At 71.7% G+C, this 14,416-nt stretch carries 13 protein-coding genes; 7 read left to right on the forward strand and 6 right to left on the reverse strand.

The annotated features are described in order from the left end of the window. Positions 1-181: 181 nt before the first annotated feature. Positions 182-664, forward strand: coding sequence for a DUF5709 domain-containing protein (locus ACIQJT_RS03860; RefSeq protein WP_365458978.1), 483 nt, complete (start codon positions 182-184; stop codon positions 662-664). Between the two features lie 3 nt (positions 665-667). Here ACIQJT_RS03860 and sthA read toward each other — a convergent pair whose 3' ends face one another. Then, a complete protein-coding gene (sthA, locus tag ACIQJT_RS03865) occupies positions 668-2,071 on the reverse strand; it encodes a Si-specific NAD(P)(+) transhydrogenase (RefSeq protein ID WP_402639573.1) in 1,404 nt (467 codons plus the stop codon). 148 nt (positions 2,072-2,219) lie between these two features. Between sthA and ACIQJT_RS03870 the strand changes: the two genes are divergently transcribed. Beyond that, the gene (locus ACIQJT_RS03870) at positions 2,220-3,353 is read left to right on the forward strand and encodes a sulfite oxidase (protein WP_402639575.1); all 1,134 of its coding nucleotides are present in this window, start codon (positions 2,220-2,222) and stop codon (positions 3,351-3,353) included. An 88-nt stretch (positions 3,354-3,441) separates the two neighbouring features. Here the strand turns inward: ACIQJT_RS03870 and ACIQJT_RS03875 are convergent, their stop codons facing one another. Next, complete coding sequence (locus ACIQJT_RS03875; RefSeq protein ID WP_402639577.1) at positions 3,442-3,648, reverse strand: hypothetical protein; 207 nt, start codon at positions 3,646-3,648, stop codon at positions 3,442-3,444. A gap of 176 nt (positions 3,649-3,824) precedes the next feature. Here ACIQJT_RS03875 and ACIQJT_RS03880 point away from each other — a divergent pair, with 176 nt between their 5' ends. Continuing rightward, entirely contained in the window at positions 3,825-6,074 is a 2,250-nt protein-coding gene (locus tag ACIQJT_RS03880; RefSeq protein ID WP_402639579.1) for an MMPL family transporter, read from the forward strand. On the opposite strand, the gene ACIQJT_RS03885 is transcribed toward ACIQJT_RS03880, so the two are convergent. Both ACIQJT_RS03885 and ACIQJT_RS03890 read right to left on the reverse strand, forming a co-directional pair. Then, entirely contained in the window at positions 6,031-7,104 is a 1,074-nt protein-coding gene (locus ACIQJT_RS03885; RefSeq protein ID WP_402640086.1) for a PP2C family protein-serine/threonine phosphatase, read from the reverse strand. The genes ACIQJT_RS03880 and ACIQJT_RS03885 overlap by 44 nt on opposite strands. Before the next feature lie 56 nt (positions 7,105-7,160). Next, the gene (locus ACIQJT_RS03890) at positions 7,161-8,351 is read right to left on the reverse strand and encodes a glycoside hydrolase family 64 protein (RefSeq protein ID WP_402639581.1); all 1,191 of its coding nucleotides are present in this window, start codon (positions 8,349-8,351) and stop codon (positions 7,161-7,163) included. Between the two features lie 334 nt (positions 8,352-8,685). Between ACIQJT_RS03890 and ACIQJT_RS03895 the strand changes: the two genes are divergently transcribed. After that, positions 8,686-9,582: a GNAT family N-acetyltransferase gene (locus ACIQJT_RS03895; protein WP_402639583.1), complete on the forward strand. Its 897-nt coding sequence runs from the start codon at positions 8,686-8,688 to the stop codon at positions 9,580-9,582. 31 nt (positions 9,583-9,613) lie between these two features. Here ACIQJT_RS03895 and ACIQJT_RS03900 read toward each other — a convergent pair whose 3' ends face one another. Continuing rightward, complete coding sequence (locus ACIQJT_RS03900; RefSeq protein ID WP_402639585.1) at positions 9,614-10,513, reverse strand: Gfo/Idh/MocA family protein; 900 nt, start codon at positions 10,511-10,513, stop codon at positions 9,614-9,616. A gap of 254 nt (positions 10,514-10,767) precedes the next feature. Here ACIQJT_RS03900 and ACIQJT_RS03905 point away from each other — a divergent pair, with 254 nt between their 5' ends. The 3 genes from ACIQJT_RS03905 to ACIQJT_RS03915 all read left to right on the forward strand — a co-directional run bounded on the left by ACIQJT_RS03905 (position 10,768) and on the right by ACIQJT_RS03915 (position 13,407). Continuing rightward, a complete protein-coding gene (locus ACIQJT_RS03905) occupies positions 10,768-11,625 on the forward strand; it encodes an aldo/keto reductase (RefSeq protein WP_402639587.1) in 858 nt (285 codons plus the stop codon). Between the two features lie 103 nt (positions 11,626-11,728). After that, entirely contained in the window at positions 11,729-12,547 is an 819-nt protein-coding gene (locus tag ACIQJT_RS03910; RefSeq protein WP_402640088.1) for an SAM-dependent methyltransferase, read from the forward strand. Positions 12,548-12,675: 128 nt separating this feature from the next. Next, positions 12,676-13,407, forward strand: a complete 732-nt coding sequence (locus ACIQJT_RS03915; protein ID WP_402639589.1) for a class I SAM-dependent methyltransferase — start codon at positions 12,676-12,678, stop codon at positions 13,405-13,407. 9 nt (positions 13,408-13,416) lie between these two features. Here ACIQJT_RS03915 and ACIQJT_RS03920 read toward each other — a convergent pair whose 3' ends face one another. Then, complete coding sequence (locus ACIQJT_RS03920; RefSeq protein WP_365458945.1) at positions 13,417-14,334, reverse strand: helix-turn-helix transcriptional regulator; 918 nt, start codon at positions 14,332-14,334, stop codon at positions 13,417-13,419. Positions 14,335-14,416 lie beyond the last annotated feature (82 nt).

Here is a 14,416-nt window from a genome sequence, read left to right on the forward strand (position 1 = left end):
TCACTCCGTGTGTGCGAGTGATGATAGCCCTATTCCTTGACGCTTCAAGATTAACTGGGGGGTAACCTTCCGGCTGTGGAATGCCTTACTCCGGCAGCCTTTTGAGGTTGGGGAGCGCATACGGGGAAACGCGGATCAGGACATCGCACCGAACGTACGCGAAGCGCGAGGGAGGCAGCCCATGGGCACCGAACCGACACCTGCCGAGCCGATGGCCGACGACGCCTACCAGCCCACCGGAACCAACGAGGAGCAGGAGGACGCGGCGCCCCTGGACCTCCAGGACGCCCTCGACGAGCGGACCTACGACGACACCCTCGACGAGGGCTACTCGCCGCCGGAGAAGCCCCTCGGCGTCACCCGGCACGGCACCACCGCCGCCGAGCAGCACGAGGGCGAGACCCTCGACGAGCGCTTGGCCCAGGAGGTTCCCGAGGCGACCGAGCCCCTCGGCGACGAGATCGGCGACCTGCCCGGCGGAGAGGGCGAACCGGTCGACCCGCAGGCCGGCGCCGACCGCGCCGGACGCCTCGTCGCCCCCGACGAGGGCGCCCACCCCACCACCACGAAGGACGAGGTCGCCACCGACGTGGGCATCGACGCGGGCGCGGCCGGCGCTGAGGAGGCCGCCGTGCACGTGATCGAGGACCCCGACCAGCTCTGAGGGTCAGTCCCCGATCCGGTCGATCTGGCGGAGCTTGTTCGTGGCGTCCAGGGCCGCGACCTTGTACGACTCGGCGAGCGTCGGGTAGTTGAACACCGCGTCCACCAGGTAGTCGACCGTACCGCCGCAGCCCATCACGGTCTGCCCGATGTGGATCAGCTCGGTCGCCCCGGTCCCGAAGCAGTGCACCCCGAGCAGGGTGCGGTCGACCGGGGAGACCAGCAGTTTCAGCATGCCGTGGGAGTCCCCGATGATCTGGCCGCGGGCCAGTTCGCGGTACCGCGAGATGCCCACCTCGAAGGGCACGCTGTCCTCGGTGAGCTGGTCCTCGGTGCGCCCGACGAAGCTGATCTCCGGGATGGTGTAGATGCCGATGGGCTGAAGGCGGTGCATCTGCCCGACCGGCTCGCCGAACGCGTGGTAGGCGGCCGACCTGCCCTGTTCCATGGAGGTCGCCGCCAGCGCCGGGAAACCGATCACGTCTCCCACGGCGTAGATGTGCGGCACCTCGGTGCGGTAATGCTCGTCGACCGTGATCCGGCCGCGCCTGTCGGCGCTCAACCCGGCCTTGTCCAGGTCGAGTTCGTCCGTCAGACCCTGCCGGCCGGCCGAGTACATCACGGCGTCGGCCGGGATCTTCTTGCCGCTCTCCAGGATGGTCAGCGTGCCGCGCGGGTGGCGCTCGACGGCGGCGACGGTCTCCCCGAACCGGAAGGTCACCGCGAGGTCGCGCAGGTGGTACTTCAGCGCCTCGATGACCTCGACGTCGCAGATGTCGAGCATCCCGGCCCGCTTCTCCACGACCGTCACCTTGCTGCCGAGCGCGGCGAACATGGAGGCGTACTCCATGCCGATGACCCCGGCGCCGACGATGACCATGGAGCGCGGGACGTGTTCGAGGGCGAGCACGTTGTCGGAGTCCATGATCGTGCGGCCGTCGAACTCGACGCTGTCCGGCCGTGCCGGGCGGGTGCCGGTGGCGATGACGATGTTCTCGGCGCTGAGCAGCCGTTCGTGCCCGTTGACCTCGCGCAGGGCGACGGTGTGCGGGTCGACGAAGCGGCCGGTGCCGGCGTAGAGGGCGATGTGGTTGCGGGAGAGCTGGCTGCGGATCACGTCGACCTCCCGGCCCACCACGTGCTGGGTGCGCGCGGTCAGGTCGGAGACGGTGATGTCCTCCTTCAGCCGGTAGCTCTGGCCGTACAGGTCCCGCTGGGTGAGGCCGGTCAGGTACAGCACCGCCTCGCGCAGGGTCTTGGAGGGGATGGTGCCGGTGTGGATGGAGACCCCGCCGACCATGTCGGGGCGGTCGACGACGGCGACCCGGCGGCCCAGCTTGGCCGCGGCGATGGCGGCCTTCTGGCCACCCGGACCGGATCCGATGACAAGCATGTCGAAGTCGGGCACCCTCGGAAGTCTGGCAGCCGCGGGGCACCCTGCGAAAGGGTGAGCGGTGAACCGTCGGAACTCGGTCTGCGCGCAGCGCGGGGAACCGCCGCGCAGGCTGCTCCCCGTGGGCCGCGACAGGGCGGGCGGACCGCGGGACAATACGGCCATGGGCCGCCGCCTCGCCGACACCAGCACCCCGGCCCGGCTCGCCGCCCCCGAGGAGGGCATCGGCCGGGACGAACTGGCGCTCGCCACCCGCAACCACGGCCTTCCCCTGGAGGCCATGCGCCACGACCTGACCCCGCCGGGCCTGCACTACGTCCTCACGCACTACGACATCCCGTACGTCCCCGAGGGCGCCCCCTGGCAACTCGTCCTCGGCGGCCGGGTCCGCCGTCCGCTCACCCTGACCCCCGCCGAACTGCGGGCCCTGCCACGGGTCACCACACGGGTCACGATGGAGTGCGCGGGCAACGGCCGGGCCCTGCTCACGCCCCGCCCGGTCAGCCAGCCCTGGCTGGTCGAGGCCGTCGGCACCGCCGAGTGGACCGGCGTGCCGCTGCGCCTGCTGCTCGCGGCGGCCGGGGTGGAGGACGGCGCCGTCGACGTGGTGTGCACCGGCGCCGACCACGGGGTGGAGCGCGGCGTCGAACAGGACTACCAGCGGGCCCTGCCCCTCGACGTGGCCACCGGCACCGAACCCGAGGTGCTGGTGGCCTACGAGATGAACGGCGCCCCGCTGCCGCCGCAGCACGGCAGCCCGCTCCGGCTCGTCGTGCCAGGCTGGTACGGCATGGCCCAGGTGAAGTGGCTGCGCGGGATCACCGTCACCGACGCCCCCTTCGCCGGGTTCCAGCAGACCGTCGCCTACCGGCTCCGGCAGCACCCCGACGAGGAGGGTGAGCCGGTCACCCGGATCGCGCCGCGCGCCCTGCTCGTCCCGCCCGGCTTCCCGGACTTCATGTCCCGGGCCCGCGTGGTCCGGCCCGGCGCGGTCACGCTGGAAGGGCGTGCCTGGTCGGGGCGCGCCCCGGTCGTCCGGGCCGAGGTGAGCACGGACGCGGGCCACTCCTGGCACGAGGCGGAGCTCGAACCGGACACCGGTCACCGCTGGGCCTGGCGGCGCTGGCGCTTCGACTGGCGCGCCGAGCCGGGGGAGTTCGTGCTGAGCGCGCGGGCCACCGACGCGGAGGGGCACACCCAGCCGCTCCAACAGCCGTGGAACCGGGGCGGCTTCGCCAACAACCTCGTGCAGCGGGTCCAAGTGCTGTGCCTGGACGAGGAGTCGGCGGGGCACTGAGGGCGGCTGCCCGCCCTTGCGGTCGTCGCGGTCGTTGCGGGAGGCGTGTTCGGCCGTCCCGCGACAGCCGAACACCACCCGGTCGTGGCTAGGGCAGCAGTTTGTCGAGCGCTGCCGGGCCCTCCGCCTCCAGCTTGCGCCGGGCCCACTCGAGGGTGTGCGGGGTGATGTCCTTGCCCGAGGCGAGGACGAGGTCCTCCGGCGACGCTTCGGTGCCGGTACGGGCGTGGAGCAGGTCGTCCGGGGTGGTGCGGTCCTCGGACGACCCGGACACGTCGGGCTGTGACGTCGGCATGATCTGTGCTCCTAGGATCCGGATGACTGTGCGGCCCCGGTGCTGTCAACGGGTCCGATATCACCATTCAACGCCCGGGCCGACCCTGCATCCCGGAACGTCCAGGATGCCTGAATGATCTGGAAAGCGTGTAATGGGAGTATTGCTCTCCCGGGTCCGGCAGGGAAGACGATGCCATGTCCCGTACGCGAAACGGCTCCAAGGGCGGTCTGCGCAGACTGGGGGAGTGGTGCGCCCGGCACTTCGTGATCGTCCTGGTCGCCTGGCTCGTGGCCCTGGTGGCCCTGGTGGCCCTGAACCGGTCCTTCGGCGGGGAGTACTCCGACAACTTCTCCCTGCCCGGCGTCCAGTCGCAGGAGGGCCTCGACGTGCTGAAACGGCACGACCCGGCGGCCGGCGGCTACAGCAGCCAGATCGTGCTGCACGACGGTGACAAGGCGCTCTCCTCGCTCGGCTCGCAGATGTCCACGACCGTCACCGATCTCCAGAAGCTGCCGCACGTCCTGTCCGCGCAGAACCCGCTGTCCACGCCCGCCTCGAAGGTCGGCCCGCTGTCCTCGGACGGGAGGACGGCGTACATCACGGTCCGCTTCGACGTCCAGCCCTCGACCCTCGGCGACGGCTACCTCCACGGGGTCGACGACGCCGTACAGCCGCTGCGGGCCGCCGGGGCCGACGTCGAGTACGGCGGTCCGCTCGGTGAACTCGCGCGGCCCGCCGCCGACGACAGGGTGAGCGAACTGATCGGGTTCGCCGTGGCGATCGTCGTCCTGCTCGTCGGTTTCGGCAGTGTGATCGCGGCCGGGATCCCCCTGGTGACCGCGCTGATCAGTGTGATCGGAGGGCTGGCCTGCCTGGGGCTGCTGGCCTCGGCGTTCACCTTCGCCACCGTCTCGCCCACCCTGGCCACCATGATCGGACTCGGCGTCGGGATCGACTACGCGCTCTTCCAGATCACCCGCCACCGGCAGAGCCTGATGGACGGCAGGGATCCGGTGCGGGCGGCGGGCGGGGCCACCGCGACCAGCGGTCGAGCCGTCCTGGTCTCCGGCTGCACGGTGATCATCGCCCTGGCCGGACTGTCCGCGTCCGGAGTGGCGTTCATCGGGAAACTCGGTCTCGCGGCCGCCGTGACGGTCGTCTCCGCCGTCCTGGGCGCCCTGACCCTGGTCCCGGCCCTGCTGGGCCTGATCGGCAGCCGGATCGACCGCTACCGGGTCCGCAGGCCCGTCGCCGAGACCGGCGCCGCCGAGGGCGACAGCCCGCAGGGGACCTGGCACCGGTACGCCCAGCGGGTCGAGCGGCGGCCGTGGCACTACCTGGCCGCGGGCGTGACGGCCGTCGTCGTCCTCGCCATCCCCGTCTTCTCCCTCCAGCTCGGTCACATCGGCGACGGCGCCGACCCCACCTCCTTCACCGACCGGCGGGCCTACGACCTGATGACCGACGCCTTCGGTCCCGGCTCCAACGGCCCCCTCACCGTGGTCATCGACCAGACGTCCGTGCCGTCCGCCCAGCGCTCCGACCTGTCCTCCAAGGCACAGAAAACCCTCGACGGCGTGTCCGGCGCCGCCGCGGTGACCACGCTGACGCCAACGAAGGACGGGGACGTCCTGCTCGCCACGGTCTACTCCGAGAAGTCCCCGCAGAGCGCCACCACCACGGACCTCACCAACCGCCTGGTGGACACCACCCTGCCCGCCGCGGTCTCCGGCACCGACGCCAAGGGGTACGTCACCGGCACGACCGCCGCCCAGGTCGACTTCCGCGACATCGTCGCCGACCGGCTGCCGCTGATCATCGGCGTGGTCGTCGCCCTCGCCTTCCTGATCATCCTCGCGGTCTTCCGCGGACTGCTCGTCGCGGTGAAGGCGGCCGTCCTCAACGTCCTGTCGATCGCCGCCTCCTACGGCGTCGTCGTCGCCGTCTTCCAGTGGGGCTGGGGCGGCCCCGCGCTCGGCGTCTCCGGCAAGGTGCCCATCGAGAGCTATGTGCCGATGATGATGTTCGCGATCATCTTCGGGCTGAGCATGGACTACGAGATCTTCCTGCTGTCCCGGGTGCACGAGGCCTGGCTGCGCACCGGGGACGCCAAGGCCTCCGTCGCCCACGCCCTGGAGATCACCGCCCGGGTCATCACCTGTGCGGCACTGATCATGGTGAGCGTCTTCGCCGCCTTCATCGTCAGCGACAACATCGTGGTCAAGATGCTCGGACTGGGCCTCGCGGTGAGCGTGCTGATCGACGCGACCGTCGTACGGCTGCTCATGGTCCCCGCCGTCATGACCCTGCTGGGCCGGCGCGCCTGGTGGACACCCCGGTGGCTCGACCGGATCCTCCCCCACATCGACGCCGAGGGGGAGCACGAGCCGGAGCGGGCGGTCAGCGGGGCTCCGGGGCCGCGGGCGCGAGAACGAGCATCGTGACGTCGTCCTGGAGCGCCGGCGCAAAGCGGACGAGGTCGGCCCAGACCCGTTCGACCAGGTCCGGGAGGTCACCCGGGAACCCGGCGATCCGGTCGAGCAGCGGGTAGAAGTCCCCGGCGGCGTTCCTGGCCTCCCAGACGCCGTCCGAGGCCAGGAAGAGCCGGTCACCGGGCCGCAGCGGGACCGTGATCCCCCTCGGCGGCGAGGCGTCGGCCAGGCCCAGGCCCAGCGGGGTGCCCACCGGGGCGTCGAGTTCCACCGCCCGCCCGTCGCGCAGCAGGACCGGGCCGGGCTGCCCGCACGCCACGATCCGTACGGCCCCGGCGCCGAACTCCAGCACCACCGCCGTCGCGAACAGCTCCGAGTGCCGTACGGCCGAGGAGTCCACCGCCAGCCGCCGGTCCAGCCGAGCGGCCACCGACTCGGGATCCGGCCGGTCCAGCACCGCCTCCCGGAAGGCTCCCAGCAGCGAGGCCACGGTGGCGACGGCCGACAGCCCGTGCCCCTGCACGTCACCCATCACCGCCCGCACCCCGCAGGCCCCCTCCCGCACGTCGAAGAAGTCGCCCCCGACCAGCGTCCCGCGCTGCGCGGCCCGGTACAGCCCGGCACACCGCACGCCCGCCACCCGCTCGGGCAACGGCGGCACCACGGCCCGCTGCGCGGCCTCCGCGACCGCGCGCTCGGTCACCAGCTGGGCGTCCCGCCGGCTGCGGACGAACGACACGATCACACTGAGCGCGGCGACGAAGCCGACGGTCAGCAGATCGGTGCTGCCCGGATCGTTCAGCCGGAACACCGGCACGTTCAGCACGACCAGGACGAGCCCGCCGAGCACGGCGGTCGCCAGCGGTCCGTACGACAGCACGGCGAGCGGCGGGATGGCGCCCAGCAGGAACCCGATGTCGAGCGGACCGGGGCTCGCGAGGGTGGCCACGCACACCCCCGCCAGCAGCGCGGCGGGCAGCACCCGCACCCAGCCCGGCGGCGGCGCTCCCCGCAGCCAGCTCCGCCGGTCCCGGTCGCGCACTCCGCTCACACCACCACGCTGCTACGACCGGCCCGGCCCCGCACGCCGAACCCGCTCTAGAACGGCGTCAGCGTCAGCCGGATCCCGGTCGGAGCCGTGTCCTGGACGTAGGAGGCGAAGTCGGCCACGTCGTCGAAGGCGAAGCCGTACGCCTTGCCGTCCACCGTGGCCGCGTGCATGGCCTTGGCGTAGTGGTTGGTGAGCGCGGTCCGGTAGAAGGCGGCCGGATCGGTGGTCGGCTGGGCTGCGGAGCCGACCAGGGTCGACCGGTTGAACCCGGCGCCGAGCACCGCGGCGACCGGCCCTGTCGTGCCGTCGTTGGGAGCGGCGAGCGCGCCGTGGCAGAACAGCACGTCCCGGGTCGACGGCCGGGCGAAGGAGACCTGCGCGGGCCCGGTGAACACCAGCTGCTCCCCGCGCACCCGGCCGGTGAAGGTGCCCGCGTTCGTGGTGACGGTCAGGTCCCGGCCCGTGTACGTGCTCCACACCTCGTCGACGGCGGGCGCGAAGTAGTCGGCCGGGAACAGGCCGGCGTCCAGACCGTGACCGGGCGCGATGACCCGCGTGTCGTCCACGACGAGGGGCGCGAACTCCGGGACCTCGCGCAGGGCGGCGAAGGCACCGGCCCGCCCGGAGGGGCGCAGGGTGCCCGTCGTCTGGTCCTGTGCCCCGGTCAGCCGGATGCTCATCGGCACGCTGAACATGTCCACCATGGTGGTGTTGCAGAACATGCCCGCCGAGTTGTAGGTGAACTCGGCGCAGTCGTGCAGCACGGGGTAGTTGGGGTCCGAGGGCACCCAGCCGGCCGGGTACTGGAGGGCGGGGTTGCCGTTGCCGTCGGCGACGGCCTTGAACTTCAGCTTCGCGCCCAGGGACACGTAGATCCGGCCGGACAGGTAGGGCAGCGACAGACCGGTCTCGCCGTCGGCGGACAGGGGTATCGCGTAGTCGGTGTAACCGTCGGCGCCGTTGTCGGAGAGGGCGACCGGAGCGAGGGTGCCGTCGGGGGTGACGCGGACCTGCCTGCCGTCCTGGTTGCCCACGATGTACAGGTGGACGTTGGCGTTGTCGAAGGCGCCGGTGTTGTTGACGACGGTCAGCGGCAGGGCTCCGGCGGCCGAGCCGCGGTTGCCGTCGGCGAGGGCGTGGGGGGCCAGTGCGGCGACGGCGGGCGCGGCCGCCATCGCTCCGCCGAGGGCGAAGAGGACCTTGCGGCGACCGAGCCGGCGCTGGTGACGAGGTGTCATGTGGGGGGTCTCCTCAGCGAGATGAGAGCGCTCTCAAGGTGATGACGAGGCCCGATGGTACGGACGGCGGGCGCTGCGGCATACCGAGCCGACGGCTTTTAATCCGGCCTTAAGGGCCGTTTAAGCGGGGGCGGTCGCACCGGTCCGGTGTCACGAAAACCGATGGACACCGCTTCCGAAGATCCCGTAGCGTGGGCGGTCACGCCTCGACACCAGCGGAAGGAGGCGAGTGCCGTGCAGTCCACGACCCTTCAGCGCTCCCTCTCCGTCGTCCCGGCGTGCCTCGTCTGACCTGGAGCGCTCCTCGCAGTACGCATCCCGGAGGAATCCACTCATGACCGAGTTGGTCATCCGCGCGCTCGACCAGAGCGACGCCCACCTGTTCGACGCCCTGCCCGACCCCCTCGGCGCCCGTCAGGCCCACGAGCTCACCCGGCACCGCCCCGACTGGAAGCGCGTCGCCCTGCGCGACGGCGAGGTCGTGGCGCGCGGCGCCTGGTGGGGCGGCCCCGACGACACCGCACCCCTCAACATCAACTGGTTCGACGTGGCCGAAGGGGAGGAGGAGGCCGGCGTCGAACTCCTGCGCACCGCGCCCTGGCGGGTCGAGCTGGAGATGAACCTGCCCGCGGGCTGGCGCGAGGACCCCGCTCTGCGGGCCGCCGCCGAGACCCGCTTCACCGCCGTGCGGAAGGCCGGGTACGAGCTCCTGGTCGAGCGGTTGCTGTACCGGTGGACGCCGGAGCACGGGCTGCCCGAGCGGCCCGGACGGCTGGAGTTCCGTCCCGAGCCGGACGACGCGGTCTTCTTCGACCTGCTGCGCCGCATCCACTCCGTCACCCTCGACGCGCACGCCCTCAAGGCCGTCGAGGAGGGCGGCCTCGACCGGGCCGCCCAGGAGGAGCTCGACTTCTTCCATTGGTGCCCCTCGCCGCGCGAGTGGTGGCAGATCGCGTACACCCCGCAGGGCGAGGCGGTGGGCATCCACATTCCGGCCCACAACCCCTCGGGGCCCTGCATCGGCTTCATCGGGGTGGTACCGGAACAGCGCGGCCGGGGATACGCCTACGACCTGCTCGCCGAGTGCACCCACTGTCTGGTCGGACAGGGTGCCGAGTTCGTCTCCGGCGCCACGGACCGGGGGAACTTCCCCATGGCCCGGAACTTCGCCAGGGCGGGCTGTCCCGTCGTGCGGGAGCGCCTCAACTACCGGCCGACACGCACCGGCTGAGCCCGGTCCGACGGTCGGCGCCGGCCGGTGTCTACGCCGTGGGTGTCCCGGATCCGCCGCCCAGCAGGGTCTCGGCCTCGACCAGGATCTCGGTGACCCGCAGGGCGAACGCGGCGTCGCACGGATGGGCCTGGCCGGTGCGTGCGGCGGTGAGCAGGGCATCGCCGGCGCGGACCAGGGCGGGGACCACACCCTCCGACGACTCCGGGAGCAGGGCCACCCCGTTCGCGCCGCGCAGTTCGACGCCGGCGCCCGCCGCCGCGGGCGGTGCCGTGAGGCTCAGCGTCAGGGTGCTCGACGCGCCGCCGGTGTGCGTGAGGACCAGATGGACGGTGTCACCGGGGCCGTGCGCGGCGGCCGCCACCTCACGGACCTCGCCCAGGACCGGCAGCAGCACCGACAGGGCGTGCGGACCCACGTCCCACAGGGCGCCCTTCTCCTGCCGCCACGGCGAGTCGGCGAAGGGGCTCTCGCTGGTGAACACCGACCCCAGCCATTCGGCCCGTCCCGTGAACCAGCCCTCCACGCCCGCCTGTTCACCGATCCACGCCTCGGTCTCGGCGAGGAAGCGCGAGGTGAAGAACACGACTGAGGCGACCCCGCTCTCCCGGGCGGCCTCGACCACGGCCCGGCCCTGCTCGACCGTCGTCGCCAAGGGCTTGTCCAGCAGCAGATGGCACCCCGCCCGCGCGGCCCTTGCCGCCAGGTCGGCCTGCACGGCCGGCGGCAGAGCGACGGCGACGGCGTCCACGTCGGCGAGCAGCGCGTCGACGTCGTCGTAGGCACGCGTGCCGTGCTCGTCGGCGAGCTCCTTGGCGGCGTCCGGGCGCCGGCCCCACACCCCGGCGAAGTCCAGCTCCGGGTGCGCGCCGAGCGCGGGGGCGTGGGCCATCCTGGCCCAGGGACCGGTGCCGAGCAGTCCGATGCGCATGCCGTCGCCTCTCTCGCCGTTCTGTCGAACCTCACGATGACCGGAGGGGCCCCGCCGGTCGAGGTGAGGGTGTCACACGCACACCGAGGACACGCAACCCCGTCACGTGCGCGGGTCGGCTCGGGCGGCACGGCCGGGATTCAGCACTCCGGTCGCTGAATGCGTTCTCATTCTTCTATTGGACCTTCGGCGGGTACGGCGGCCAGGCTGAGGTGAGCCCGGACCCGCGTGACACGCGAAAGAGGTGCAAGGTCATGCACACCCGCCGTATCGGTGATGTCGAAGTGAGCTCGATCGGACTGGGCGCCATGCCCATGTCCATCGAGGGACGTCCGGACGAGGAACGCTCCGTCGCCACCGTCCACGCCGCGCTCGACGCGGGCGTGACCCTGATCGACACCGCCGACGCCTACCACCTGCACGCCGACGAGGTCGGGCACAACGAGACCCTGATCGCCAAGGCCCTCGCCTCCCACGAGCGGGGCGGAGACGTCCTCGTCGCCACGAAGGGCGGGCATCTGCGCCCCGGGGACGGCAGTTGGACGCTCGACGGCAGCCCCGGCCACCTCAAGCGGGCCTGCGAGGCCTCGCTGCGCCGGCTGGGTGTGGAGGCGATCGGGCTCTACCAGTTCCACCGCCCCGACCCCCGCGTCCCCTACGAGGAGTCCGTCGGCGCCGTACGCGACCTCCTCGACGAGGGCAAGATCCTGCGGGCGGGCATCTCCAACGCGAACCCCGACCAGATCCGGCTGGCCAACGAGATCCTCGGCGGGCGGCTGGTCTCCGTGCAGAACCAGTTTTCCCCGGCCTTCCGCTCCAGCGAGCCGGAACTGCGCCTGTGCGACGAGCTCGGCATCGCCTTCCTGCCCTGGAGCCCCCTCGGCGGGATCTCCCGGGCGGGCGAACTGGGCTCGGCGCACGCCCCGTTCGCGCGGATCGCCGAGAAGTACGGGGTCAGCCCGCAGCGGGTGTGCCTGGCCTGGATGCTCGCCAAGTCGCCGGTCGTCGTGCCGATCCCGGGTGCGAGCCGCCCCGAGACGATCCGCGACTCGCTCGCCGCGGCCGATCTGGTGCTCGACGCGGAGGAGATCGCGGAGCTGGACGCCGCCTGAACCGGCGTTCCCGCCACGCGCGGACTGGCCCCGGCATTCATGGTGTCCCTAGGATGGACTCCCTGTCCTGCCAGGCCAGTTGGCGGCACGAGCTGGGGGAATGATGAGCACCGGTAAGAACCTGTCCACGTCGATCGACGCCTCGGTACCCACCGCCGCGCGCATGTACGACCACTACCTCGGCGGCAAGGACAACTACGCGGCCGACCGGGCCGCCTGCGAGGAGCTCGACAAGGTCGTCCCGAGCACCCGCAGGCTCGCCGTGAACAACCGGCGCTTCCTCCAGCGGGTGGTACAGACGCTGTCGTCGGAGTACGGCATCCGGCAGTACCTGGACCACGGCTCCGGCCTGCCCACCCAGGACAACGTCCACCAGGTCGCGCAGCGCATCGACCCCACCACGCACGTGGTCTACGTCGACAACGACCCGATGGTCCTCGTCCACGGCCGGGCGCTGCTGGAGCAGGACGAGCGGACCGCCGTCATCCACGCGGACATGCGGGAGACCGACCAGATCTTCGGTCACGAGGACACCCGGCGGCTGATCGACTTCTCGCAGCCCGTCGCCGTGCTGTTCAACTCGGTCATGCACTGCATCCCCGACAGCGAGACGGACGGGCCGGCCGCCCTGGCCCGCCGGGTGCGCGAGCGGCTCGCGCCCGGCAGTTTCATGGTGATGTGCCAGCTCGTCAGCGAGGACCCAGAGGTCCGCGACTTCGTCACCGACTTCATGGCCAAGGCGACCCAGGGACACTGGGGCCGGGTCCGTCAGGAGAAGGACGTCGCCGAGTGGTTCGAGGGCCTGGAGATCCTCGACCCGGGACTCGTGGAGGTCTCCACCTGGCGCCCGGACACCGACGTGGCCCCTCGCCAGCTCACCCACGAATGGATCGAGTTCGGCGGCGTCGCCCGACTCCCCTGATCCGACGGGCGCACGCTCCCGGCGCGACCTCCAAGGTCCCGCGCCGGGGGCGCCACCAGAAGGAGGGCGCGTTCCGGGCGTGCGCGCCGGTCGGTTGCTCCATTCCACCGGTACGAGAGGCAGCGCGAGTGGACCGCACCATACGCACGGTGGAGGACGTGCTCCAGCTCCTGGACAGCCTGTTCGCTCCCCGGGCCGATCGCTGGACCGAGGACGCCGGTTCCTGGTGGGACGGCTTCTACGCGGACCGCTCCAAGCCGGTTCCCTTCTTCGTCGCGAAGCCGGACGAGAACCTGGTGTCCTGCCTCGACCGCGGCCTGGTCACCACCGGCCGCGCCCTCGATCTCGGCTGTGGGCCGGGCCGCAACGCGCTGTACCTGGCCTCCCGGGGCTTCGAGGTCGACGCCGTCGATCTCTCACCGGCCGCGATCGCCTGGGCCGGGGAGCGTGCGCTCGAGACGGCGGCCGACGTCCGTTTCGTGTGCGGCGACGCGTTCTCCCTGTCGGGCAGCGCACTGTGCGGCACCTACGACCTGATCTACGACTCGGGCTGCTTCCACCATCTGCCGCCGCACCGCCGTGTCAGCTACCTGGCACTTCTGGAACGGCATCTCGCGCCCGGCGGCCGCTTCGGCCTCGTCTGCTTCGCCGACGGCGCCGTGGGATCGGACCTGCCGGACGCGGAGGTGTACCGGCGGGGCGGGCTGGAGGGCGGCCTCGCCTACTCGGCCGCGTCCCTGCGAGGGATCTTCCGCGACCTGACGGAGATCGAACTCCGGCGCATGCGCGACGAGCCGCCCGGTTCGCCCTGGTTCGGCGAAGCCTTCCTGTGGGCGGGGCTGTTCGGCCGTGACGGCTGACGCGGGCTCTCAGCCGCCGTAGCGCTCCTTCATCGTCCGCTCCAGCATCCTGAGCGACTCGCGGGGTTCGAGCGCGTCGTCCGCCAGGCGGTCCAGGGCGAGGCGGTACTCCTCCGTCTCGTCCCGGTCCTCCAGGAAGTTGGCGCTCTTGATGTGCTCCAGGTACACGACGTCCGGCAGATCGAGCCCGCCGAACCGCAGATACGTGATCGGGATGGCCGGCGCCGAGGCGTTCGTCACGTCCAGGGGGATGACCTGCACCGTCACATTGGGGCGCTGCGCCATCTCGATGAGGTGGGCCAGTTGGTCCCGCATGACCTCCCGGCTGCCCAGCACCCGCAGCAGGACCGACTCGTCGATCACCGCCCAGAGCTGCGGGGCGTCCTCGCGCAGCAGCAACTGCGCACGCCGCATGCGCAGTTCGACGCGTCGGGCCACCTCGCTCGCCGCAGCGGCCGGCAGACCGCGCTCGACCACCGCGCGGGTGTAGTCCGGGGTCTGGAGCAGGCCGGGGACGTACTGGATCTCGAAGGTACGGATGGCCGCGGCCGCCTCCTGAAGTCCGACCAGCCGGTCGAACCACTCGGGCATCAGCCGCTTGTCGTACCGCTGCCACCAGCCCGGGTCACCGGCGCGCTGGAGCAGCTTGAGGAGGACCGAGGACTCGTAGTCCTCGGTGCCGTACAGCTCCAGGAGAGCGCGAACGTCGCTCTCCGACGGGGGCCTGCGGCCCTTGCCCGACTCGATGCGGGACAGCTTCGCGGGGCTGAACCCGAGGGCCCGGGCCGCCTGGTCCTGGGCGAGCCCGGCGTCCTCGCGGAAGCCCGCCAACTGGACGCCCACCAGCATCTTCAGCAGGGTGGGAGCCGGCTCGGTACGGTCCAGGTACGGTTCCAGGCGGGAGATGCGGTGGGACGCGGCTGACATCCTGACTCCCAGTAAACCGGCACAGAGACGACTCACACTATCGCACGCAGCGTGGCCGTACCGCACCATTCCGTAGATACCG

It is taken from the genome of Streptomyces sp. NPDC091972, from assembly GCF_044756385.1.
GTDB lineage: Bacteria > Actinomycetota > Actinomycetes > Streptomycetales > Streptomycetaceae > Streptomyces.

Bases quoted from the DNA above. Each gene is read 5' to 3' on its own strand.
- ACIQJT_RS03910 (WP_402640088.1), top strand. From the start codon at position 11,729: ATGAGCACCGGTAAGAACCTGTCCACGTCGATCGACGCCTCGGTACCC.
- ACIQJT_RS03860 (WP_365458978.1), top strand. From the start codon at position 182: ATGGGCACCGAACCGACACCTGCCGAGCCGATGGCCGACGACGCCTAC.
- ACIQJT_RS03875 (WP_402639577.1), bottom strand. From the start codon at position 3,648: ATGCCGACGTCACAGCCCGACGTGTCCGGGTCGTCCGAGGACCGCACC.
- ACIQJT_RS03900 (WP_402639585.1), bottom strand. From the start codon at position 10,513: ATGCGCATCGGACTGCTCGGCACCGGTCCCTGGGCCAGGATGGCCCAC.
- ACIQJT_RS03905 (WP_402639587.1), top strand. From the start codon at position 10,768: ATGCACACCCGCCGTATCGGTGATGTCGAAGTGAGCTCGATCGGACTG.
- ACIQJT_RS03870 (WP_402639575.1), top strand. From the start codon at position 2,220: ATGGGCCGCCGCCTCGCCGACACCAGCACCCCGGCCCGGCTCGCCGCC.
- ACIQJT_RS03880 (WP_402639579.1), top strand. From the start codon at position 3,825: ATGTCCCGTACGCGAAACGGCTCCAAGGGCGGTCTGCGCAGACTGGGG.
- ACIQJT_RS03920 (WP_365458945.1), bottom strand. From the start codon at position 14,334: ATGTCAGCCGCGTCCCACCGCATCTCCCGCCTGGAACCGTACCTGGAC.
- ACIQJT_RS03895 (WP_402639583.1), top strand. From the start codon at position 8,686: ATGACCGAGTTGGTCATCCGCGCGCTCGACCAGAGCGACGCCCACCTG.
- ACIQJT_RS03890 (WP_402639581.1), bottom strand. From the start codon at position 8,351: ATGACACCTCGTCACCAGCGCCGGCTCGGTCGCCGCAAGGTCCTCTTC.